The 22,974-nt window shown below is 43.8% G+C and carries 13 protein-coding genes; 7 read left to right on the forward strand and 6 right to left on the reverse strand.

The genetic code is table 11. The features are described 5' to 3' along the window. Positions 1-281: 281 nt before the first annotated feature. From prfC to MHN09_RS01270, 4 genes are all read left to right on the forward strand, one after another. The gene (gene prfC, locus MHN09_RS01255) at positions 282-1,871 is read left to right on the forward strand and encodes a peptide chain release factor 3 (RefSeq protein WP_014948726.1); all 1,590 of its coding nucleotides are present in this window, start codon (positions 282-284) and stop codon (positions 1,869-1,871) included. 33 nt (positions 1,872-1,904) lie between these two features. After that, complete coding sequence (gene argS, locus MHN09_RS01260; RefSeq protein ID WP_014948727.1) at positions 1,905-3,635, forward strand: arginine--tRNA ligase; 1,731 nt, start codon at positions 1,905-1,907, stop codon at positions 3,633-3,635. Positions 3,636-3,923: 288 nt separating this feature from the next. Then, a complete protein-coding gene (locus MHN09_RS01265; RefSeq protein ID WP_049585779.1) occupies positions 3,924-4,490 on the forward strand; it encodes an NAD(P)H-dependent oxidoreductase in 567 nt (188 codons plus the stop codon). 219 nt (positions 4,491-4,709) lie between these two features. Then, positions 4,710-6,668 (forward strand): tetratricopeptide repeat-containing sulfotransferase family protein, encoded by a 1,959-nt coding sequence (locus MHN09_RS01270; RefSeq protein WP_049585781.1) that lies wholly within the window; start codon positions 4,710-4,712, stop codon positions 6,666-6,668. 86 nt (positions 6,669-6,754) lie between these two features. Here MHN09_RS01270 and MHN09_RS01275 read toward each other — a convergent pair whose 3' ends face one another. The 3 genes from MHN09_RS01275 to MHN09_RS01285 form a co-directional block, all read right to left on the reverse strand. After that, a complete protein-coding gene (locus tag MHN09_RS01275) occupies positions 6,755-7,423 on the reverse strand; it encodes a pentapeptide repeat-containing protein (protein WP_014948730.1) in 669 nt (222 codons plus the stop codon). A 65-nt stretch (positions 7,424-7,488) separates the two neighbouring features. After that, the gene (locus MHN09_RS01280; protein ID WP_014948731.1) at positions 7,489-9,339 is read right to left on the reverse strand and encodes a methanol/ethanol family PQQ-dependent dehydrogenase; all 1,851 of its coding nucleotides are present in this window, start codon (positions 9,337-9,339) and stop codon (positions 7,489-7,491) included. Between the two features lie 243 nt (positions 9,340-9,582). After that, positions 9,583-10,218 (reverse strand): response regulator transcription factor, encoded by a 636-nt coding sequence (locus MHN09_RS01285; RefSeq protein WP_049585783.1) that lies wholly within the window; start codon positions 10,216-10,218, stop codon positions 9,583-9,585. A 414-nt stretch (positions 10,219-10,632) separates the two neighbouring features. Here MHN09_RS01285 and MHN09_RS01290 point away from each other — a divergent pair, with 414 nt between their 5' ends. Beyond that, positions 10,633-15,168, forward strand: a complete 4,536-nt coding sequence (locus tag MHN09_RS01290) for an EAL domain-containing protein (RefSeq protein WP_239238674.1) — start codon at positions 10,633-10,635, stop codon at positions 15,166-15,168. Between the two features lie 42 nt (positions 15,169-15,210). Here MHN09_RS01290 and MHN09_RS01295 read toward each other — a convergent pair whose 3' ends face one another. Both MHN09_RS01295 and MHN09_RS01300 read right to left on the reverse strand, forming a co-directional pair. Further along, the gene (locus MHN09_RS01295) at positions 15,211-16,467 is read right to left on the reverse strand and encodes a DUF2891 domain-containing protein (protein WP_239238677.1); all 1,257 of its coding nucleotides are present in this window, start codon (positions 16,465-16,467) and stop codon (positions 15,211-15,213) included. 36 nt (positions 16,468-16,503) lie between these two features. Continuing rightward, positions 16,504-17,553, reverse strand: a complete 1,050-nt coding sequence (locus MHN09_RS01300) for a PLP-dependent cysteine synthase family protein (RefSeq protein ID WP_239238680.1) — start codon at positions 17,551-17,553, stop codon at positions 16,504-16,506. 302 nt (positions 17,554-17,855) lie between these two features. On the opposite strand from MHN09_RS01300, the gene MHN09_RS01305 reads away from it, so the two are divergent. Together MHN09_RS01305 and MHN09_RS01310 are read left to right on the forward strand one after the other, a co-directional pair. Next, positions 17,856-19,070: an endonuclease/exonuclease/phosphatase family protein gene (locus tag MHN09_RS01305; protein WP_049585789.1), complete on the forward strand. Its 1,215-nt coding sequence runs from the start codon at positions 17,856-17,858 to the stop codon at positions 19,068-19,070. A 102-nt stretch (positions 19,071-19,172) separates the two neighbouring features. Further along, a complete protein-coding gene (locus MHN09_RS01310) occupies positions 19,173-22,031 on the forward strand; it encodes a diguanylate cyclase (RefSeq protein ID WP_342339547.1) in 2,859 nt (952 codons plus the stop codon). A 61-nt stretch (positions 22,032-22,092) separates the two neighbouring features. Here the strand turns inward: MHN09_RS01310 and MHN09_RS01315 are convergent, their stop codons facing one another. Further along, positions 22,093-22,971, reverse strand: coding sequence for a DUF417 family protein (locus MHN09_RS01315; protein ID WP_239238732.1), 879 nt, complete (start codon positions 22,969-22,971; stop codon positions 22,093-22,095). Positions 22,972-22,974: the final 3 nt, after the last annotated feature.

Here is a 22,974-nt window from a genome sequence, read left to right on the forward strand (position 1 = left end):
GTGTGTACAACAATGTTTGAAATAGGTTAACGATGTGAAAGTGTGTATGCATGAAAAAAAGCAGTGAGTGGTCGCATAGCAAATTAAGCGGTAGGGAGTATGTAATTTCGCTCTACTGTTACGTGCAGTAAAATGCTAAAATCCGCGCAATTAATTACCAAGCCGTATCAAGCGTTTTATCGCAATACTGAATTTGCGCGGAAAAGCATTGCTTATCCGTTATGAAGCGCGCCTGTAAGTAATTGATTTACAGGGATAATAGATAACGAAGATAAGTATTGATGTCAGATAAGAAGCTTCTAGAAGAGATTAAAAAGCGACGTACGTTCGCAATCATATCGCACCCGGATGCGGGTAAAACCACGATTACCGAAAAAGTATTGTTATTCGGACGCGCCCTGCAAACTGCCGGTACCGTTAAAGGTAAAAAGTCAGGTCAGCATGCTAAATCTGACTGGATGGAAATGGAAAAAGAGCGTGGTATCTCGGTAACCACCTCGGTCATGCAGTTTCCATATAGTGATCACTTAGTAAACCTGCTGGATACTCCGGGGCACGAAGACTTTTCTGAAGATACCTATCGTACACTGACGGCCGTTGACTCATGCCTTATGGTTATCGACGCAGCGAAAGGTGTAGAAGACCGAACCCGTAAACTTATGGAAGTCACCCGTTTGCGCGATACGCCGATTGTGACTTTCATGAACAAGCTTGACCGTGATATTCGCGATCCTATGGAACTGCTCGATGAAGTAGAAACCGAGCTTGATATCCTGTGTGCACCAATTACTTGGCCAATTGGCTGTGGTAAGAGCTTTAAAGGTGTATATCACCTTCACCGCGACGAAACTATTTTGTATCAAAGCGGCCAGGGTCACACTATCCAAGACGTGCGCATCATCAAAGGGTTAGATAACCCTGAGTTAGATACTGCAGTAGGAAGTGACCTCGCTGAAACCTTGCGTGACGAGCTTGAGCTTGTACGCGGAGCATCTAACGAATTTGAACAAGAGCTTTTCTTGGAAGGCCAGTTAACGCCAGTATTTTTCGGTACAGCATTAGGTAACTTCGGTGTTGATCATATGCTTGACGGTTTGGTTGAGTGGGCACCTGCGCCACTTGGACGCGAAACCGAAGAGGGGACTATCGAAAGTACCGATGGTAAGTTCAGTGGCTTCGTATTTAAAATTCAGGCCAACATGGACCCGAAACACCGTGACCGCATCGCGTTTTGTCGTATTGTGTCGGGCAAGTACGAAAAAGGCATGAAAATGCGCAACAGCCGTTTAGGTAAAGATGTGCGTATTTCTGATGCATTAACCTTCTTGGCTGGTGACCGTTCATTGCTAGAAGAAGCCTATGCCGGCGATATCATCGGCTTGCACAACCACGGTACCATTCGCATAGGGGACACCTTCACGTCAGGCGATAACTACCGCTTTACGGGTATTCCAAACTTTGCGCCTGAGCTATTTAAACGCATCCGCTTGAAAGATCCGCTTAAGCAAAAGCAACTGCTGAAAGGGCTGATCCAGCTTTCTGAGGAAGGGGCGGTACAGGTGTTTAGACCGCTTGCCAACAACGATTTGATTGTGGGCGCAGTAGGTGTGCTTCAGTTTGACGTAGTTGTCGCTCGCTTGAAAGCCGAATACAACGTAGACGCGCTTTATGAGCATATTAACGTGAGCACTGCCCGCTGGGTTTACTCTGACAATGAGAAGAAGCTTGATGAATTCCGCCGTAAAGGTGAGCAAAACCTTGCACTAGATGGCGGCGATAACTTGACGTACATCGCACCTACTATGGTGAATTTACAGCTAGCGCAAGAGCGCTACCCTGATATTCAGTTCAAGAACACGCGCGAAAATTAAGCTAATAAAGATTAAACAAAGACACAATATATTATGAATATACATGCACTATTAGTTAACCGTTTCACTGAAGCTCTACAAGAAATGGGCGTAGAAAATGCGCCAGTGCCAGTTTCGCGCAGCGCTCGACCTGAATTTGGTGAATATCAGTTTAACGGCGCGATGGCGCTAGCCAAGCAGCTTAAGCAAAAGCCGCGCGATATTGCAGAGAAAATTGTTGAGACTGTAAAGCTCGACGATATTGCCAGCAAGCTAGAAGTGGCGGGCCCTGGTTTTATCAACGTTCATTTAAATGACGAATGGCTGTCTAATCAGTGTGAGTTGTCGCTAACCGACCCACGTTTAGGTATTGCTAAGTCAAAAGAACAAAACATTGTTGTTGATTACTCATCGCCTAACCTGGCCAAAGAAATGCACGTGGGCCACCTGCGTACTACTATCATCGGCGATGCTGTGGTTAAAGTGCTTGAGTTCTTGGGCCACAACGTTATTCGTCAAAATCACATGGGCGACTGGGGCACACAGTTCGGCATGTTGCTTGCGCACCTTTCAGACAAGCTACAAGATGAAGTGGCTGAAACTGCACTCTCTGATCTTGAAGACTTTTACCGCGAAGCCAAAGTACGCTTTGACGAAGAAGAAGGTTTTGCCGACCGCGCCCGTGAATACGTAGTTAAGCTGCAGGGCGGTGACGCTCAGTGTCTGGCGCTATGGGAAAAGTTCATTGACGTGTCTATTGCTCACTCAGAAGAAGTGTACGACAAGCTAAACGTAAGCCTGACCCGTAAAGATATTATGGGTGAGTCGGCTTACAACGACGATTTAGCCAACGTAATCAGTGACCTTAAAGCGAAAGGCCTTGCAGTAGAAGACCAAGGTGCGCAGGTGGTGTTTATACCTGAGCTTGCTGATAAAGAAGGTAACCCTGCGGTTTACATCGTTCAAAAGTCGGGTGGCGGCTATTTATACGCAACGACAGACCTTGCGGCAATGCGCTATCGCAGCGGCAAGTTAAACGCTGACCGTACGCTGATTCTTACCGATGCTCGCCAAGCACTGCACTTCAAGCAAACTGAAATTGTGGGCCGTAAAGCGGGCTTTATGAAAGAAGAGCAAACTTACGAGCATTGCCCATTTGGAATGATGCTAGGCAGTGACGGTAAGCCATTTAAAACGCGTACTGGTGGTACGGTTAAACTGGTCGAATTGCTTGATGAAGCCGTTGAGCGTGCGGGTAAGCTTATCGCAGAGCGCGACAACGATTTAAGTGAAGACGAGCTTAAAGAAGTCGCTCACAAGGTGGGTATTGGCGCTGTGAAATACGCTGACCTATCTAAAAACCGCACAACTGATTACATGTTTAATTGGGACTCCATGCTAAGCTTTGAAGGTAACACCGCGCCTTACCTTCAGTACGCCTATACCCGTGTGAAAAGCTTGTTCAGAAAAGCGGGTGTGGATATGGCCACCATGCCAGTAGATATCAATATTGCTGAGAAACAAGAGCACGCGCTAGCTGTATTACTTATGCAGTTTGAAGAGGTGATTGGTACAGTATCTCGTGAAGCCACGCCTCATGTACTGTGTACTTACCTCTATGATGTGGCTTCAGCATTTATGTCATTCTACGAAGCGTGCCCGATGTTAAAAGACGGTATTGAGCCAGCTGTACGCGATAGCCGTTTAGCGTTGTCAGCTCTGGTTGCCAAGACGCTAGAGCAAGGATTAACCCTACTTGGCATCGAAACACTAGAAAAAATGTAGTGTTCGCGGTACAACATACATATTGATAACAAAGAGGCTGACATTGATTGTCAGCCTTTTTTTATGCGAAACATAAGCGTCAACCCTACAACGCTCGTTAGCGCTAATCGTGATCGTTATACCAGTGGGCATAGATTATTGCGTACTCAGCGAGACTTAAAATGTTCGTAATCGCGGCGTGTAACCGCAGGTACAGTGGTATAACATTTCGATTAGAACCGATAGGGCGATAGCTTCCTATAAATCAGACAACTAGAACACTACTTAAATTAACGACAGGAAACTCAAATGACTAAGATCCTTGCATTTGCAGGTAGTACCCGTAAAGGTTCATTCAACCAAGCTATTATGAAAGTTGCCGCAGAGGGCGCACGTGAGGCTGGCGCAGAGGTTACCGTTATAGACCTCGCTGACTTTCAAATGCCGTTGTTTAATGAAGATGAGGAAGCCGAGTTTGGTATGCCTGAAAAAGCACAGGCGTTCAAAGAATTGCTAATGAGCCATGATGGTTTTCTTATTGCTTCACCAGAATACAACTCAAGCTATCCCGCACTGCTAAAGAATGCCATCGACTGGGCATCGCGCATGGGAGAAGGCGAAAAGCCATTACAAGCATATCGCGGTAAGGTGGCTGGAATTATGGCAGCGTCTGCTGGTGGGCTAGGCGGCATGCGCGTGCTGGTGGTACTGAGAATGTTACTTGAAAATCTAGGTACTATGGTGCTGCCGAACCAAAAGGCTATTGCGAAGGTAAATACGCTTATGGAAGATGGCGCAATTACGGATGAAAAGACGATTAAGCAGCTTAAAAATTTGGGTAAAGAAGCTGCCGAGCTTGCCGCCAAAGTAAAATAGCTGAAAGTAGGTAATCAAATTTGAAGCCTACTAAATAAAGACTGGCCACCTTGTAATTGCAGTATCTACACGTGGCTAGTCTTCGGTGAATGTTCGAGGTTTTAGTTTTGTGCACGGTTAGTTGAGAGTGCTTAAATTCAACTTTTAGCGTGTTACTATAGACAAATCATTACTGCAAAATCTGCTACAGACGCACATATCTCCAAAAATAAAATATTCATGAAACTTACTCAAGAAATAATAAATCAAGCAATGCAGGCGTTCGGTGCCGGTGAATTTAGCCGAGTCATATCGACGCTTTCTCCTGTCTATGAGCAGCATCCAATGGCAAAAATGGTATATGCTACGGCACTAGGAAAGGTTGCTGAATTTACTACGTCGTTTGAAATATTTGAAAGCCTTCAGTCTGATTATCCTCAAAACACTGATGTGGCGTATAATTATGGGCTATTGCTAAAAGAAGCTGAGCGGTTTGATGACGCACAAAAGCAGCTTTCAAAAGCGATAGCAATTAACCCAAACTACCACGTTGCTTTTCATGCACTTGGAAATTTAATGTCTGAGCTTGGCCGAAATGAAGAAGCACAGTTAGCATATGAAAAAGCAATAGCAAAAAATCCTAAAAATATTCAGTACGGACAAAGCCTGAGTAAGTGTCTTTATCAGCAGGAAAAATGGTCTCAGTTGGTCGCGCATATTAAAAGAGAGGATCTTCATCTAAGCGATAAACTTAGCGCTGAACTGTATACAGAAGCATGTTACAGAATTCATTCGAGAGGAGAATTAGCTAAGCAGAGTAATATGCTAAGTTCAACGTACTCAGATTCTTATTCGATCCACTATTTTTTGGCGTTGTCAGCATTGGAGTCGAAGCGTTACGTTCATGCAAAACGTCATCTTGAAAAATCACTTTCCCTCGCTGATTCATCGGATAAAGAAGAGTTACTGACATATTTAGACTATGTTTCTTGGCTACTCAATGCCACTAAAGACAACCTTGATGTCCTCAATAGAAAGTTTGAAAACACCGATAACATTCAGTTACTAGAGCTGGCCTTTAACATTAACGAAAACAGGCGTGAGTTAGCTGAAGCTGAGAAGTTTCTTGGCAAAATTCAATTAATTCAAGCTGAAGGCGACAAGGAGCAACACGAGTTAAAACGTTCGCTGTTGGCCTTCGCAAAAGGAGAGTTTGAAGAGGGGCTGCGAATTAACGAGCACTTCTTAGTAAAACAACCCAAAAGCCTTCCTCATCTTTACCAGAAGATTAGAACCCTTGAAAAGCTTAAGCGTTTTAGCGATGCCGAAGAGGTCATCAGGTTTATCGCACATAACGTGAATAACCTTCATTCCAGTAAATTCGCAGATTTGTCCTCTGGCGTCATGCTCAATGGTTTTGATGTATCACCTTCTCCTATCGTTAACACGTCAAGTAACAGCACAAACATTCTCTTTATTGTTGGATTTCCTCGTTCGGGAACGACATTGATAGAAAGTTTGTTACTTAAAAATGCGAATGTTGAGTTATTAGAAGAAACAGATGCCGTAGAAACCTTCTATAACCAGATGGTTGAACGCGAGATTGTTGACCCTGAGACGGGTGATATAAAGCGTACAAACCAAAGTGAACTAGACGCTTTGGCAAATGACTATCTTGAGCATTTAACGGCTTATTCTCCTAGTGTTGACAGCAATAAACTCATCGTAGATAAGATGCCGCTTAACTTCCCTTATTTACCTGCAATGTTGACCTTGTTTCCTAACGCAAAAGTACTTTGTTGCCTACGTAACCCGAAGGCAGTTGCGTTGAGTTGTTTACAGTTCGAGGAAATCAACTTGTACACCGTTGAGCAATTCGCTGAGGCTTATAATAAAGTCTTCACGTGCTGGGAAAAAATGGAACCAATTTTAAGGGACAGAGCAATAAGCATTAAATATGAAGATGTTGTTGCTGACCCTGAATCTTCTATAGCGTCCATATATCAGTTTTCAGGGCTGACAGAAGGGGAGACTAAGACCTTAGAAAGTAATAGTTCGCCTTTGTTCCAAACACCGAGCTACTATCAAGTTAGTCAACCAGTGTATAAGTCTTCAATGCAAAAGTATGAGAACTATCCAACGCTTTTCTCTGAATGTCCCCCTCTTTTAGATGAATGGGAGCAAAAGTGGGGATATTAAGAAAGTAAGTATGAATGGGTGTTAGCGAAGGTAATGGGCGCTGGCTATATCGAACGGCTCAATGTTTTCTTTCCACCCAATTACAGTTACCAGTTAATAGGACAGTTTATACATTCGTCCATGAAAGTGCCCTGAAATGTTGCGTAGTGGATGCGCGTGCCGGTTAGGTTTGCTCGATACAAACTTGCATCGTTCAGTTTTGCTTCCTGAATATTGGCGTTAATCAGTGAAGCACCTTCAAAGTTTGCTTTGTTCATCCAAACCCGCTCTAAGCGTGCGGCACGTAAGTTGGTGTTTACCATTGTCGCACCTGATAAACGCGCTTGGTCCAGGTTAGCACCTGAAAAGTTGGAGTTAGTGAAATCAACCCCTTGACCGAAAAGCGCCCAGCCATCTACGCCTTCTAAGTTAGCGTTGCGAACTTTTGAGCTGCGTAAATCTGCGTGTTTTAAGTTGGCGGTAGCTAAATCAGCGTGATCTAGGTTACTTTTCTTAAACGTCGCATAGCTTAAGTTGGCGTGCCTTAAATCTGTTTTGTTGAACTTAACGTTGGTGAATACTGCCCCGTGCAAATTTGCATGGCTCAAATCAGCACCGCTTAAGTCTGTATCGCTACACACTGTCTTTGGTTTTATTTCACATCCGTTGATAATTTTCACGTCATCTTCGAAATCGGGAATGGCACTGGCAGTTGCTGAATATAGGACAACTAATAATATGGGGAGTTGTTTGGTTGCTTGAAAACGTAAGCGCATGAGAGCTCCTTAATGCCGAGAGGCGTTTTCACCGCCTCTCGGTTTGGTTTGTTGCAAAGATAAAGCTATTGTTTAGCGACGTTTTGCTTTTTATTATGATTAGGAAGTTTAAATACCCAGAACGAACCACCTTGCGCGACAGGTTTGGTGAGTTCAGCCATATCTCCACCCCATAGAGGTACTGCACCACCATACCCTGACGCTAAGCCAATGTATTGCTCACCATCTTCTTCCCAGGTTATAGGGCATGAAATGATGCCCGAGCCCGTTTGGAACTTCCAAAGTTCTTCACCGGTTTCTTCGTCGAAAGCTTTGACATAGCCATCGCCCGTTCCGGTAATAATGAGTCCGCCTTTCGTCGCCAGTACCCCAGCCCACATAGGAAGTTTCTCTTTGTGTGTCCATTTAATTTCACCTGAAATGGGGTCTACGGCACGAAGTACGCCCACGTGGTCGTCATACATGCGCTTAATTCTAAAACCCTGTCCTAGGTAAGCGGCACCTTTTTTATAGGTCACTTCTTCCGTCCAGTAGTCTTCTTTCCAGTGGTTTGCGCCCATATAGAACCAGCCGGTATTCTGGCTGTAGGCCATCGGGTTCCAGTTCTTTCCGCCCAAGAATGGAGGCGATACCTCTATTGACTTTCCTCGTTTTTCACCCGGCTCAGGCAGTGGCGGGCGCTGTCCGTCTACTTCAACTGGGCGACCCGTGTCAGGGTCAATGTGTGTGGCCCACGTAATGTTATCTACAAAGGGAAATCCTCTGATGAATTCACCGTTTTGTCTGTTAACTACATAGAAAAAGCCATTTCTGTCTGCATGAGCCGTCGCTTTTATGAGCTTTCCATTATCGTAATAGTCGAATAGAACAAGTTCATTGTTGCCAGAGAAATCCCATGCGTCGTTAGGTGTATGTTGATAGAACCATTTAACCTCACCAGTGGTTGCATCTACACCCACTTGTCCGGAAGTATAAAGGTTATCCCAATCTCGCGGATCTCCACCTTTGGCGGTGCGTTTCCATGTATTCCAAGGAGCGGGGTTACCTGCACCTATGATGATAGTGTTAGTTTCAACATCGAAGCTTGCACTCTGCCATGGTGCGCCACCACCGTGGTGCCAAGCCTCAACCATTTCGCCGTTTTCATCCTTTGGCCACGTTGTCACTTCGTATGAACCACCCGTGGGTGTGCTGTCTTTTCCATTTAATCTGCCCATGTGCCCTTCAACAAATGGACGCATCCAAATCTCTTCACCGGTTTCAGGATCGCGTGCAAACAGTTTTCCTACAACACCAAACTCATCACCTGATGAACCGTGAATAAGCATGACCTTTCCTGACTTTTGGTCTTTAACAATCGTAGGTGCCCCCGTCATGGTGTAGCCTGCACGATAGTCTTCAAAGCGCTTCTTCCATTTTACTTTGCCCGTTAGCCGGTCAAGGGCAACAACGCCAGCATCCAGCGTACCGAAAAAGACTAAGTCACCATAAATTGCTGCGCCGCGATTTACCACGTCACAACACGGTCGAATCCCTTCTGGAAGGCGGTGGGCGTAGTCCCACAACTTCTTACCTGTTTTTGCCTCATAGGCGTAGATACGGGAGTAGCTACCGGTTACATAGACAATACCGTCGTACACGATTGCTTGGGACTCTTGACCCCGTTGCTTTTCATCACCAAAACTCATCACCCAAGCCGGAGATAGCATGTGTACATTTTCTTTGTTGATTTGATCAAGTCCGCTGTAACGCTGAGCTTCTGGACCCATACCATACATCAGCACGTTCTCAGGCGTCTTGGCATCATTTTCAATGTCTGCCCATGTCACGCCATCGTCCGCATATAAATGTGAACTCGTACCTAAACCAATAATTACGCTTAAGGCCAATGAAGCCTTTGAATAGAACTTAGCCATAGTTTTATTTCCACTGTTACCTTGATGTTGTGTTAACAGTATGTAACTAAGTAGAGGCCCTGATAAACGGATTCCGTCCTTCAAAATACGGGAAAAATTCCCTTAGATTGAAGTGTAATGAAAACGCTAATATATTGATTTACATGAGGTATCTTTATCATGAGACAAAGTTAGTACCAAAGGGGTATAAAAAAGATACGAAAGTACAGGGAAGTTTTCCCGACCTTGTTTAGTGGCGCTTGTTTAGCTGGCAATTTTGATATAACCCTGCTTTATGGCAAGGTGAACAAACTCGGCATTTGTCTGTAGCTCAAGTTTTCGCTTGAGCTGGGTGATAACGTTTGAGACCGTCTTTTCAGAAATGTTGAGGCTTTCAGCGACCTGTTTTCGGCAAAGCCCGTTCGCTATACCAAGGAATATATCCAACTCTCTTTGTGTCAGATCTGTTAAGTTGCCTCCGGAATGTGACAGGTTGAATGTAGCGAGCTCAATGGCAGTATTGTGTTCTAAATAACGGCGGCCTTTAATGATAGATGTCACCGCGCTTATCAGTACATCAGGTTCACTTTGTTTACTAACATACCCCATTGCCCCTAGTTTCATAGCTCTATCGATGATGGAAATATCATCGAACATGCTGAACATAAGTACTTTTGCGTGCTCCCAGCGCTGAACAATATATTCCGCTAGCGTGAGTCCGCTGGTGGCTCCTAAATTAATGTCTAAAATAATGAGGTCGAAGTGGTTCGCACGAAGTGCATTTGTGGCTTGCTGCGCATTTTTTGCATTGGTGACGACAGCGCCTTCGAGTACCGAAGATAACAGCGTAGAAAAGCCTTCTCTCACTATTGCGTGATCATCAACAAGTAAAATTTTCATAGCTGCGCTTTATTCATATCACCATAGAATGAGCATGCCACGGTAGGCGTGTGAGACGAATAGCACTTTAGTGCTCATTCATCTCACACTTTAGTAGGATATAAGTTAATTCAAACCGCGCTGTGTTTCTAAGTAGCTGGCAAAGCTGCCAAGCTAGTGGTTTAAATATCTGCAAACATTTCGCAATTTTTGTCAGCTAGTTTTAAATGGTCGTCGTAATAATAGTCAGTTGCTTGATTGTCTACCTAAAGCACAATTGTCAATTATGTGTTTTGAGCTAATATTCGAACATACTTTGAAAAAGTACTAGATAATATAAACTTTTTAGGTTCTCAATTATTGATGTCAGCGCAGACCCGGATAAATTCATTTTTCTTTTTAACTACTCACTTACCGCAGGTGACATTGCTTTTTTTGTCTTTGTTCATCCCACTCGCGGGGGCAAAAACAGTCGTTACAACGCCTTCCTTTAAAGTACTTTCTACTGAAAATGGCCTGAGTCAAAACACTATTAACGACATGCTTATCGATAGAGAAGGCCTACTGTGGATAGCCACAGAGGCTGGGCTAAATCGGTTCGACGGTAACCAAAACAAGCAATATGTGGGGCAAGACAACGAGTTTGCTGATGACGGTATTTATACATTGTTCGAGGACCAGAGCGGTGACTTGTGGGTAAGCACTTACAGTAGTGGTATTTATCGCATCGATCGGCAAACCGGCACGTCGAAAAGGTTGATTAATGTTCCTTATAAAGAACAGCCGTCTTGGTACCAATACGCTTCCCACTTTATTTCTGCGCCTAGAAATATCATATATGTTGCACTAGACCACCTTATTATCGAATTTGATCTAGTAACAGAGAAAAAAGAAATTGTTTTTGACCTTCTTTCCTCTAATAGTGAGCTTTCAAATGATGATGTTATCCGTTACACCTACTTAGCCCGCGACGTTTTATTCGTTGCCACTTCTGTAGGCCTCTATGCTAAAGATTTGCAGACTGGCGATATCAAGAAGATTGAGCATATCAGTTCAGACGATGCCAACGTAAACAATATCAACACTAAGCTGATAGTCGTTGATGAAAATAAGAAATTTTGGCTAGGTACTGTTGAGGGGCTCTATCAGTTTGAGCTTTCCGACTTAATGAGCTTTGTGAAAAACGATGAAGATATGCCGCTCCCTAAACAAGCTGTTGAGTCTTTGAATATATGGGATCTTGAGCAAATAGAAGGTTCACTCTATTACATGTCCACTGACCAGGGGCTGTATACTATTGACCTGTCTACAAATGTGTTAACACATTTATTTCAGCCGTCAGACTCACGGTTACAAATAACAGACGACGATTTGTACAAAGTGGCAATAACTTATGACGAACAGGTGTGGCTTTCCACTGGAACGTCAGGCGTTTTGCTGTGGTCGCCTCAGTCTACGCTATTTGAAAATGTCATGGGCGACGGAAAAAGCAGCGATAAATTGAGTGATAATATCGTCTATAGCTTTCATGAGGCCGATGACGAAAACCTATGGGTAGGCACTAACAATGGTCTAAATTTGTATCACTCAAATACAGGGAAAGTAGAGCAGTTTTTGGTAACCGACGATGATAAAGCCGTTATTTCTTCGGGTTCTATTTTTACGATTAGACCCGCCGAAAAAGATCGAATTTGGCTACTTACGTACGATGGTATCGTAAAATTTGATACAGTCAATAAGCGACCTGTTGATTATCCACTTGGTAGCCCGCAAGATAAATTTTTAAATTCAAGCAAGGCGTACGACTTAATCCGTATTTCGGAGAGCCATTACATCGTCGCTGCCGATGGCAAGTTTTGGAATTTTAATGACAGTAAGGGAGAGCTATCCCTTTCCGAAACGCTCTCGTCTAACCTAGATTTTGACCAGCTTTACACATTTTTACCTGACCACGGGACGCAAAGTAATTCAATACTAATATCGATGATAGGAGAGTTGTGGCGTTTTGATGCATTAACTGGAAACTTAGAGATGTTACACCAAGCGAGAAAGTCTCAATCGGAGTATGCTATTCACCCGACTGACACCGTTTTGGATGACAATGGTATTTTGTGGATTACTTATCCCGGTCATGGGTTGTATGGAATCGATTCAAAAACCAATGAGCAAAAATACTTTTTCGACACGAGTAACTTACTGCCGACTAATCTCGTTGTAAGTTTGGAGAAAGATCAAAATGGTGATATCTGGATAGGGAGTCACCAAGGAATTCTTAAACTCGATCCTAAAACCATCAAATTATCGCAATATGGTCCTACGGAAGGACTGGCTACTAACGAGTTCACTTGGGGCTCAAAATTAGGTATGAGTGATGGGAAAATAGCTTTTGGCTCGCAAAAAGGTTTCACTATTTTGCAACCAGAGCGGTTTGATGACCAAGACAAAGTGGCAAGTTCAACATTTATTACTGATGCAAGCTTACTCAGCCAGCCGCTAAAGCTTGGTATTGGCAGCATTAATGATAGCACTTTATTACTGAAGTATGACGATGTCGGCCTGACTATTCGCTATTCCGATATGCGGTTTAAGAACACGTCGACTTCTTACTATCAATATGAATTAAAGGGTGACGTTTCCGTCGTATACCCCCCTACCAAATCCACGGAAGTCACTTTCCCACAGTTAGACCCTGGTTTATACGAATTTACTGTTGGGCGAATTGATCCCGTGAGTAATGTTTTTGGGCCTCGCGCGAGCTTGAGAATTAAGGTGGCATATCCAATTTATGCATCGCCTGTGGCTTATTCTATTTATCTTCTTATATTATTTGTAATTACTTTATTTATTTATGCTCGCCGCAAGAAAAATAGCGAAGCACTTCGTGCGGCACACTCTGAAGCACTAAAGCATAAAAATAGATTGTCTATGGCGCTAACTGCAAGTAATACCAAAGTTTGGTCTTGGTATGAAGATTCGGACAAAGTTACCCAAGAGCGTATTGTAGACGACCTAGGTTACTCGGAGACGGGCACAAGACTTTCGTTCAGAGAGCACATATCCCTTGTTCATAAGCACGATATTACTGCTTTTTTAGAGCAATGGGAGAAAGTCGTTAACGGACAGTCTAGGGGTATTGATATCAGCTATCGCATGAAAGCGAAAGACGGTCATTATGAATGGTTCAGAGATGTAGGGTCTTTAGTTTTTAATAATAAAACAGGTAATAGTAAAAGGTTAGTCGGTACTTACTCTAATATAACTGAATCGGTGAATGCTGAATTCAAAGCGCGATTATTCGGTGAAGCATTTCAATATACTCGAGACTGGGTTGTCATCTTCGATAACAATTTTCAGGCTATCGTTGTTAATCAATCTTTCAAAGACGCGCTTGGCATTGACAAAGATGCAAATCTAATAGAAGAGCTCAACTTGTTGTATCGTGGCCAGAAGCAGCAGCTCGAAGAAGCGTATACGGAAATGCGTAAACTTGTTCCAAATGAGCACTGGAGTGGCGAAGCTTACATAAACAGTTTCAAGAACCAGCGCTACGCGGTGAGTATAAGAGTGACCGCAGTATCGAGTGAACGCAATGGGCAAGAAATTGATCGCTACTTGGTGATATTGTCTGATATAACGCAGCAAAAAGACGCACAAAACGCGCTTGTTCAGTTGGCAAACTATGACAATTTAACAGGTCTACCCAATCGCACTCTTCTGCTTGACCGCCTGCAGCACGCTTTCTATCAAGCTGCACCACAACAAAGCAGAATAGGATTATTCTTCATCGATTTAGACCGTTTCAAACAAGTTAACGATAGCCTTGGACACGAGGCCGGTGATGAACTCCTAGTAACGGTTAGCAAACGTCTCGAAAAGTTAATCAGAAAGTCTGACACGGTAGCGAGACTTGGCGGTGATGAGTTTGTCGTTCTTCTTGAAGGTGTTGGTAGTGTGCAGGACCTTGGTCATATTGCCAATGATATTATACAAGCATTGGGGCAACCTATTACGCTCTCCAACCAAGAGGTGAGCGTATCGGCGAGTATTGGTATTTCACTTTATCCAGATGATGCGCAACTTCCAGCAGAATTACTAAAGAATGCCGATATTGCCATGTACCATGCTAAAGAAGCCGGCAGCAATAATTTTCAGTTCTTTACCGAGCACATGAATGAGCAGGCGCGTTCAAAACTTCAATTAGAAAATAAACTGAAACACGCCTGCATCAATAAATCTTTTTCAAACTACTATCAGCCCATTGTGTGTTGCGCGACAGGTTCTATTGAAGGCTTTGAAGTATTGATGAGATGGGAAGACGGAGATGAAATGATTTCACCCGATATTTTCATTCCAGTTGCGGAAAATATTGGCATGATAGCTGAAATGACCACGCAACTTATTGAGCGAGCTTTACCCGTTCATAAGCAACTGTACGCAGATAATAGCCGCGCTTACTTATCAATCAATTTAAGCGCAAAACACCTCATAAGTGAGCATTCGTTAAGAGATATAGTGGCGCTAATGCAATCGAATGGTGTTCCACCAGAAAGTATTCGATTTGAAATTACAGAGAGCGCTTTGATGGAAGATTATGACAGTGCCATGCATGTCATAGGAGCGCTAAAATCTAAAGGGTTTATCATAGCGCTGGACGACTTTGGTACGGGTTATTCGTCATTGAAATATCTTAAGGATTTCCCGATTGACGTACTAAAAATAGATAAGAGCTTTGTTCAGGGTATTGGTCTTAACAGTGGCAATGAAGCAATTATTCTAGCGACATTACGTATGGCTGAAAGTCTGAATATCGAATGCGTGGCGGAAGGGATTGAGACATTGGAGCAGGTCGAATTCTTTCAACGCAACGGCTGCAGGTATTTGCAGGGCTTCTATTTCTCTAAACCTGTTGCCGCTGACAAGCTATCAGGCTTAATAAACGCAATGAAAACGACTGGCAAATCGCTAAACTAATAGCGACTTGCTAGCGCCGCGCTACATGTATACTCAAATATTTTATTTCAAACCGCGCTGTGTTTCTAAGTAGCTGGCAAAGCTGCCAAGCCAATGGCTGCCCATGTAGTGCATGTCACCAAACACCGCGTTGAGCCCGGCCTCACGATGTGAACTTAATGCTTTCTTAAGCACAGGTAAGCGTTTGTCACCTTCAGGCAAAGCTTGCATTATGCCTTCTATCATCCACGCTCGGCTGATGTTCAGCCCGTCTAGGTGAGCGAGTTTACCATCCGTCTTGTCAGTCACTGTAGCGGGAGCTAGCCAATTTGATGTTCTAGCTGTGAGGCTTGGAAAGAACGCTGAAAGCCATTGGCTATAGTCCTTTTTAGACATCACTCTTCGCATTAAATCAGCTTCGGCCAAACACGGTGATAAGAAATCTTGTCCCGAAGGCTCGTAGTCAAGAGGGCACTGTGTATCGTCCTGATAGTAGTCTTTCACCCTGGACGTTAACAGCGCTTCAAACTCCTTATTGCCTGCTGTTTTCGCCCAATCCAACATTAAGCCAAAAGCAAAGGCGGTTTGGCTATGCTCACCCGTTCGGATTGGGTAAGCTAATTTGGGTAACCATGCGCTTACTCTGGCTACAATTTCGTCCTCGAGAGGACGTAAAGTATCTAGCCATTTTGTTGCTTCAGGAAGGGAAGATTGACGTAGTTCAGCGGTTAGCTGCAGGAACCAAGCAAGACCATAGGGGCGTTCAAATGAGGCATTGTTTTCACGCTTAAGGCTCGTCAATTCACCTTGGATATTTTTAGGCGTGAAGCTGATGTTGAGCTTTTCAATGATCTCATCCTTATCCACTGCATCTTGCGCAGTGTTTAGCATTCTTACTAAAAGCCAATGGCCATGAACCGACGAGTGCCAGTCTAAACAACCATAAAATGAAGGGTATAGTTGATTTGGTGCCTTAACGTCATCGCCGTTATTCATCATGTGTTTCACTACATTTGGAAACTCTTGATGAATACAATGAAGCGCGAGGTTAGCAAAAACGCTTTCGTAATTGTTGTTAGGGACGTCAGCGTTGGCGGTCGCGTCTGCGGTTTGGTTAATACTAGTGTTGCTTGTGTTCGCAATTTCAACAGTCGATGTACTGGTAGCAAAGGCAGTGTGTGCAGCAAACGCTGTGGCAAATGCAACTGTACAGCTAACAACGTTTTTTATTTTGATCATAATTTTGCGCGCTTTATCAATGAGAAGTATATCGCCAATGTATAGAGATAAACGCTTTGAATAAAGTGCTGCGCGATACATAACGCCCCAGCACTTTAAACAGCAGAAACAAGCTATTTAAGCAGGTGCCCCGATGGCCTCTAGTTTGGTGGTGTATTCAGCGAAAGAGCCAATGGTCTTTTCTACCCAAACAGCATTATAGTAAGTTTCACTATACCGCTCTCCGCTGTCGCACATAAGCGTTACGATCGATCCCATTTCTCCTCGCTGCTTCATTTGTTCAGCAATACTTAATGCGCCCCATAGGTTTGTGCCGGTAGATGGGCCGGCTTTAATCCCCATGGTGTTGTTTAACCAATGCATGGTTGCAATACTGGCGGCATCGGGAACGGCAATCATGTCATCTATAACGTCATGTTGAAAAGAGGCTTCCACTTTAGGGCGTCCTATCCCTTCTATGCGGCTACCACGGGTAGCAGTAAGTGTATGATCGTTGTTTTTGAAGCTATCAAAAAACACACTGAATTCTGGATCTACCACGACAAGCTGAGAAGAGAGACCTTTGTAGCGAATGTAACGCCCTATGGTAGCTGATGTTCCACCTGTACCTGCACTCATAACCACGGTGTGTGGAATAGGGTGGGGCTCGGCTTTCATTTGCTCAAAGATACTCTCAGCAATATTGTTATTGCCTCGCCAGTCTGTAGCGCGCTCTGCGAAAAGGAACTGATCCATAAAGTAGCCATTAAGCTCGTGAGCTACTTTGGTTGCTTCGCTGTGCATTTGCGTAGGGCAATCTACAAAGTGACACTGCCCGCCATATCGCTCAATAAGCGCGATTTTACTTTGGGCGGTAGATTTAGGCATAACCGCAACAAACGGAACGCCAATCATTTTAGCAAAATAAGCTTCAGACACCGCTGTGCTTCCTGACGAGGCTTCAACCACAGTAGTTCCTTCTACAATTTTTCCATTACAGAGGGCGTACAGAAAAAGGGACCGGGCTAGACGGTGCTTTAGGCTGCCTGTTGGATGGGTGCTTTCATCTTTAAGGTAGATATCAATATCTCTAAAAGCGATCTGCTCTAATTTGATTAAGTGCGTATCAGCCGAACGTTGATAATCTGCATTGATAATATTGATCGCTTTTGAATCCCAGCTTTTCATAACTTTCTCTCATTCACCCAAAATGTGAAACGTTAAGCGTAGTTCGCTTGACGCTAGCTGTATAAAACAAAATTAGAATATCAGTTAAGAGCGAGTATTTGATTCTATTATTTTAGTATTAGTGCTTTATAGTAAAAAATATTTCTTTAATGGGTCTTATTTATGAAAATAAATTCCGTTTTTATGTAAGGGCGAGAGCATGACCATCTTGTTGATACAACGGTCTTTAATAAAACAAAAAAGTTCAGATAAGTCGCTAAAGTTGCTATCTTTGCATTTCGCTTTTACTTACAGGTAACAACATGAAAAATAGGGCGCTTCTCTGTGCAATAGCTTTTTTACCCGCATTATTTGTATCTACCCTGGCTAGCTCGCAAGAAGAGCAAATGCTTAAAGTCGCAACGTTTAATGTAAGTATGGAAGCCACTAACTACAAAGCGTTGGGTATGAAGCCAAGCGATCAGGTACTTCAACACGTTCTTTCAACGGGGGAGCATAGCCAAGTTAAAAACATTGCTGAAATTATTCAACGCGTTAACCCCGATATCTTAATGTTGAACGAATTTGACTACATTGCAGATAAGCGTAAAGGGGTAGAAGCATTTGTTAAGAACTACCTGAATGTTTCACAAGACGGCCTTGAGCCTGTGGATTACCCGTATACGTATGTGGCCACAGTCAACACAGGGGAGCCCACGAAATTCGACTTAGATAACAATGGCAAAGCAGAAGGTTTTGGTGGCGATGCATATGGTTTTGGGCTTTATCCCGGGCAATATGGTATGGCGCTTTTGTCGAAATACCCTATTGATGTTGATGGTATTCGCACCTTTCAGACGTTTAAATGGCATCACATGCCTCATCCACGGGTTCCTATTATTCCCGATGAGAGCGGAAGTACTGATAAGGGCAAGCCATGGTACGACGTAGAAGAGTGGGCCGCGCTAAGGTTGAGTTCTAAGTCTCACTGGGATGTGCCGGTGAAAGTAGCGGGCAAAACCGTACACATACTTGCTATGCATCCAACACCACCTAATTTCGATGGAAGCGAGGATCGCAACGGCAAGCGCAACTTTGACGAAATTAGGCTTATGGCAGATTATCTTTCTCCGGATAAAGGGGCCTACATTTACGATGATAATGGCGAGAAAGTCAGCCTGTCAGAGAACGCGCGTTTTGTACTTGTTGGTGATTTTAACGCGGCGGATATTGGAGATAAACATCGCGAGGGTGTAATTGAACAGTTAACTGAGCACCCGTTAGTTAATAAAGACATCATTCCAACAAGCGCAGGTGGTGCAGGCGCGTCAGGTGCAGAGTTTAGTAACCGCTTTACTGCCTATTGGGGAGCCAGAGCTGACTATGTTTTGCCATCTCGATTTGGCTTCGATGTGAACGATGCTGGCGTTTTCTGGCCTGCAAAAACCAGTGACCTATATCGATTAGTTAAAGACCGCGAAGCCAGCTCAGATCACAGGTTAGTTTGGATTAGCTTGTCTTTGACCGACGATAACTAAAAACCACAATTTTTGTGTTAGTTAATAGATAGAGGTATTATTACACTGTCTATCTAATAACGTACCGAGAAGCCATTGAAGTTTGTGTCTCGCACTTTTGTGATGTGTTTGCTGTGGGTGATACCCATAGATGGCTTTTCGGTAGAGTCTTCTCAGCTCATGCCGCTCAACCGGTATTTCCCTCAATCGTGGGGAACGAAAGACGGGCTTCCTCACAATAGTATTCACGCACTAGCACAAACGTCCAATGGGTATCTATGGGCGGGTACCTGGGAAGGTGTAGCTCGGTTTAATGGTCAGCAGTTCACTGTATTTACCCGCGGCGCGCAAACAGGATTACCAGACTCCGGCATTCGAAGCTTGTATTACAACAAGCCCCGCGACGAGCTACTGGTGGCAGGAAACCGAGGCGGTGTAACGTCGCTTATTGCCGAGCAGTGGCATGCTCAAGCGCCCCTGTCTTCAATGGTTAATCATGCATTCAGAGACAGTAATAACGTGTTATGGTTTGCGCTGGAAGACACGGGGATTGCAATGAGAACGCCTGACGGCACGCAAAAAGAATACATTGTAAATTCGAGTGCTTACCGCATAATCGAAGACGGATTTGGCGTAATCTGGTTTGCAACAAGCCAAGGGTTATTCAAATACATAAACGATAAATTTCAGCTAGCTGTACCCGACCATAACATACTCTCTGGTCCATCATTTACTCTCGCTCTTGATAGCAAAAAACGTGTTTTAGTTGGCACAGAACACGGTGTTTGGCAGCAAACAAACGGTACCTTCGCGCTACTTCACAGCTCACTTGCCGACAAATCAGTTAGTAGTATTTTGCTTGATCATCAAAATAGCATTTGGGTAGGCACCATTAATCATGGCCTCTACCGTCTAAGTGGCTTAGGCCTAGAGAAACTGGATGCGACAACAGGTCTTCCCAACAACCGCGTTTTTTCACTGCTTGAAGATTTGGAAAAAAATATCTGGATTGGCACTAATGGTGGTTTGTTTAGGCTGCGTCGTGCGCTATTTACCACATTCTCGCAAAGCCAAGGAATGAGTGGAGACTTTTTGCGAACTGTTTTGCAAACGTCTGATGGCCAACTTTTAGCAGGTGGAAGTGCTGGATTAGATATATTTTCCAATGATGCGTTTTCCAGCGCATCGCTCACTACGGGTGAAGCCTTTTCTGTACTCAGTTTGGCAGCGGTAACTGAAGAAGTAACGTTAGTTGGCACCTATACAAAAGGTGTGCTGCGATATGAAAACGACCAACTTACTCCTTACCTCAATAGACATTTAGGGTTACCGAGTAATGAAGTAAGGGCCATTCTTTTAGCGAGTGATAACAGTGTTTGGTATGCCACTGCGCAAGGTGTAGTTCAACAAACGCCAGATGGAAAGCTAATCCATTTTAATGAACAAAATGGGCTACCTGCTCATTTTTCAATGGGCTTGGCAGAAGATCGTGAAGGACGAATCTGGATTGCTACAGGGACAGGGCTCGCCTATATCCAACAGGGTATTGTGCACACAGTGTCGTTTCCTGAACATTCAGATGCGCAGCACGCGTTCAGTTTTAGCGTTGTTGAAAAGGGAACTTGGATTACAACCGATCGAGGCCTTGCGTATTTTGACAATGCTACTCAGGCACTTAGTGTAATCGAAAAGTCGCAGGGGCTTCCCGTAGATAAACTGTTTTCAATCGGTATAGATCACAACAGCGGTGTATGGCTAAGTTCAAACCAAGGGGTCATTCTCACTTCACTATCAAGTCTTAAGGAGTGTCTGACATATCCAAGTGCATTATTGGAATTTGAACATTTTAAGGAAGAAAATGGCCTGGCGAGTATTCAAATCAATGGTGGATCACAGCCATCTCAGATTGTCGATGTAGACGGAAATGTTTGGCTTCCTACTGCGAAAGGGCTCGCTACAGTGACGCCTGCAAACCTTGCCATGTTGAGTGAATTCCCTATTCCGGTAAGTATAGAGGCGGTACTACTGGACGGTGCTGACCAGCAATTTGATACGGATAAAAGGGAAGTAGACGTAACGCCGTTAACCACGCGAGTAGCGTTTCAGTATGCAGGGTTGGGTTTCGCTATGCCTTCGCGTATAGAGTATCAGGCTATGTTAGTAGGATATGACCAAGATTGGGTTAACCGTCATCAATTTAGAATGACTGAATACACTAATTTAGCACCTGGTCGTTATCAGTTTAAAGTACGTGCTCGTTACATTGGAGGCACCTGGCAAGAGATTACGTCACCATTTTCTATTCGCGTGCTCCCTAGCATTTATCAGACATTTGCTTTTAAATTCTCGGTTTTTCTTTTCTTCTGTTTTGTTATCTATGCACTTTATAAAGTACGTTTTCATCACTTGAAAAAATCAGAAATGATTTTAAAACAAAGGGTCGATGAACAAACCAGATCATTAGAATTACAAACCAAGCGGTTCGAGTTCCAAGCAACTCATGATGATCTAACCGGTATTGCAAATAGACGAGCATTCGACCGCTGGCTTGTACAATATTTTGAAGAGGCTAAAGCGAAACAATCTCCTCTATGTCTTGCCGTTATCGATATCGACCATTTCAAACAGGTAAATGATCAGTACTCTCACTTAGTAGGAGATAAAGTCATTACTGAGGTGGCCCGTATATTAAATCGCGAAGTTCCGCATTATGCTAAATGTGCAAGGTGGGGCGGCGAAGAGTTTACTGTGTTGTTACCCGAATATGACTTGATAAATGCAAGGGTAGCTATGGATCATGTTCGAAAAATCGTGGCAGCACATGATTTCAGTTTTATAGCGCAAACGCTGAAAGTCACAATCAGTATTGGTGTAGCAAGTGCAGATGGCGCGAGAGATCACGACAGAATGTTAACCCATGCCGACCAAGCACTTTACACTGCAAAAGAAAATGGCCGCAACCAAGTGACCATTTTCGAATAAACGATAAGTGGGGTAGTGGTTAATTACTACAACATCTTTAACCTGACTTTGCCGTAAAGCCTTACTGTGGTGATTGGCCCAACTGCGCTTCTTCGCGTTCTCGTGAAACTGCCTCGAACAGCGTAAAGTAAGCCACCACAGCAAGATTAGCGACAAACCAAAGGTCTTTAATAACGAACTGACCTAGGCGGTTGACGATAGTCGTGCTGTTAAAGGTATCCGGCACAGTAAACAAAAACGTTTGTGTCATCAGAAAAACCGATAAACAAGCCAGTCCGCTCGCAATGATCACCGGCTTGTTCTTAGAAAAGATGCCCGCACCCAATAGCAATGCAAAGAGGACATCAAACCCACCAATTACATTCGATGCCCCTTGAACGCTAAACACAGCATATAGCCACGACATAAACGGTGATGTTTCAACTAGCCCCACAATTGCATTAGCTTCAAACTCGAAAAACTTCATGCCTCCTATCCATAATAAGACCATGGCTACAGGAGCAAAGTTGAGGTATGTCAGTTGCCTGTGCGAAAATTTTTCGCGATAAAACAAGAATAGGAAAAGCGGTAATACTGCGAAGTACTTAATGATGCCTTGACCGCTGCCGATAATCGGGAAGCCCCCTAAATCGGCCACCCATCTCGTTGGTGATAATAACGTCAGCAATGGAATGGCAGTTACAAAAGCGGCATATAGTGTTACTGCTTTTGCTGAAACAAGGTTAAAACGTGCTGCAATGGTCATTAACGGTAGTAACAGCAATGCGATGCCAGAAAAAGCACCAAGGGCACTCTCGCTCAACACAGTGTCTAACGAGTAGAAATCAAATGTAGCGATAAGTGCATTGGGGTTTGCACCCAATAAAAATGTTAGGCCAAGAACTGCGAAGCTAAAAGTGAGCAATGCGGTGACCATGTTTTCGGTTTGGTTTAGTGTCATAAA

It is taken from the genome of Alteromonas sp. MmMcT2-5 (assembly GCF_022348315.1).
Taxonomy (GTDB): domain Bacteria; phylum Pseudomonadota; class Gammaproteobacteria; order Enterobacterales; family Alteromonadaceae; genus Alteromonas; species Alteromonas macleodii.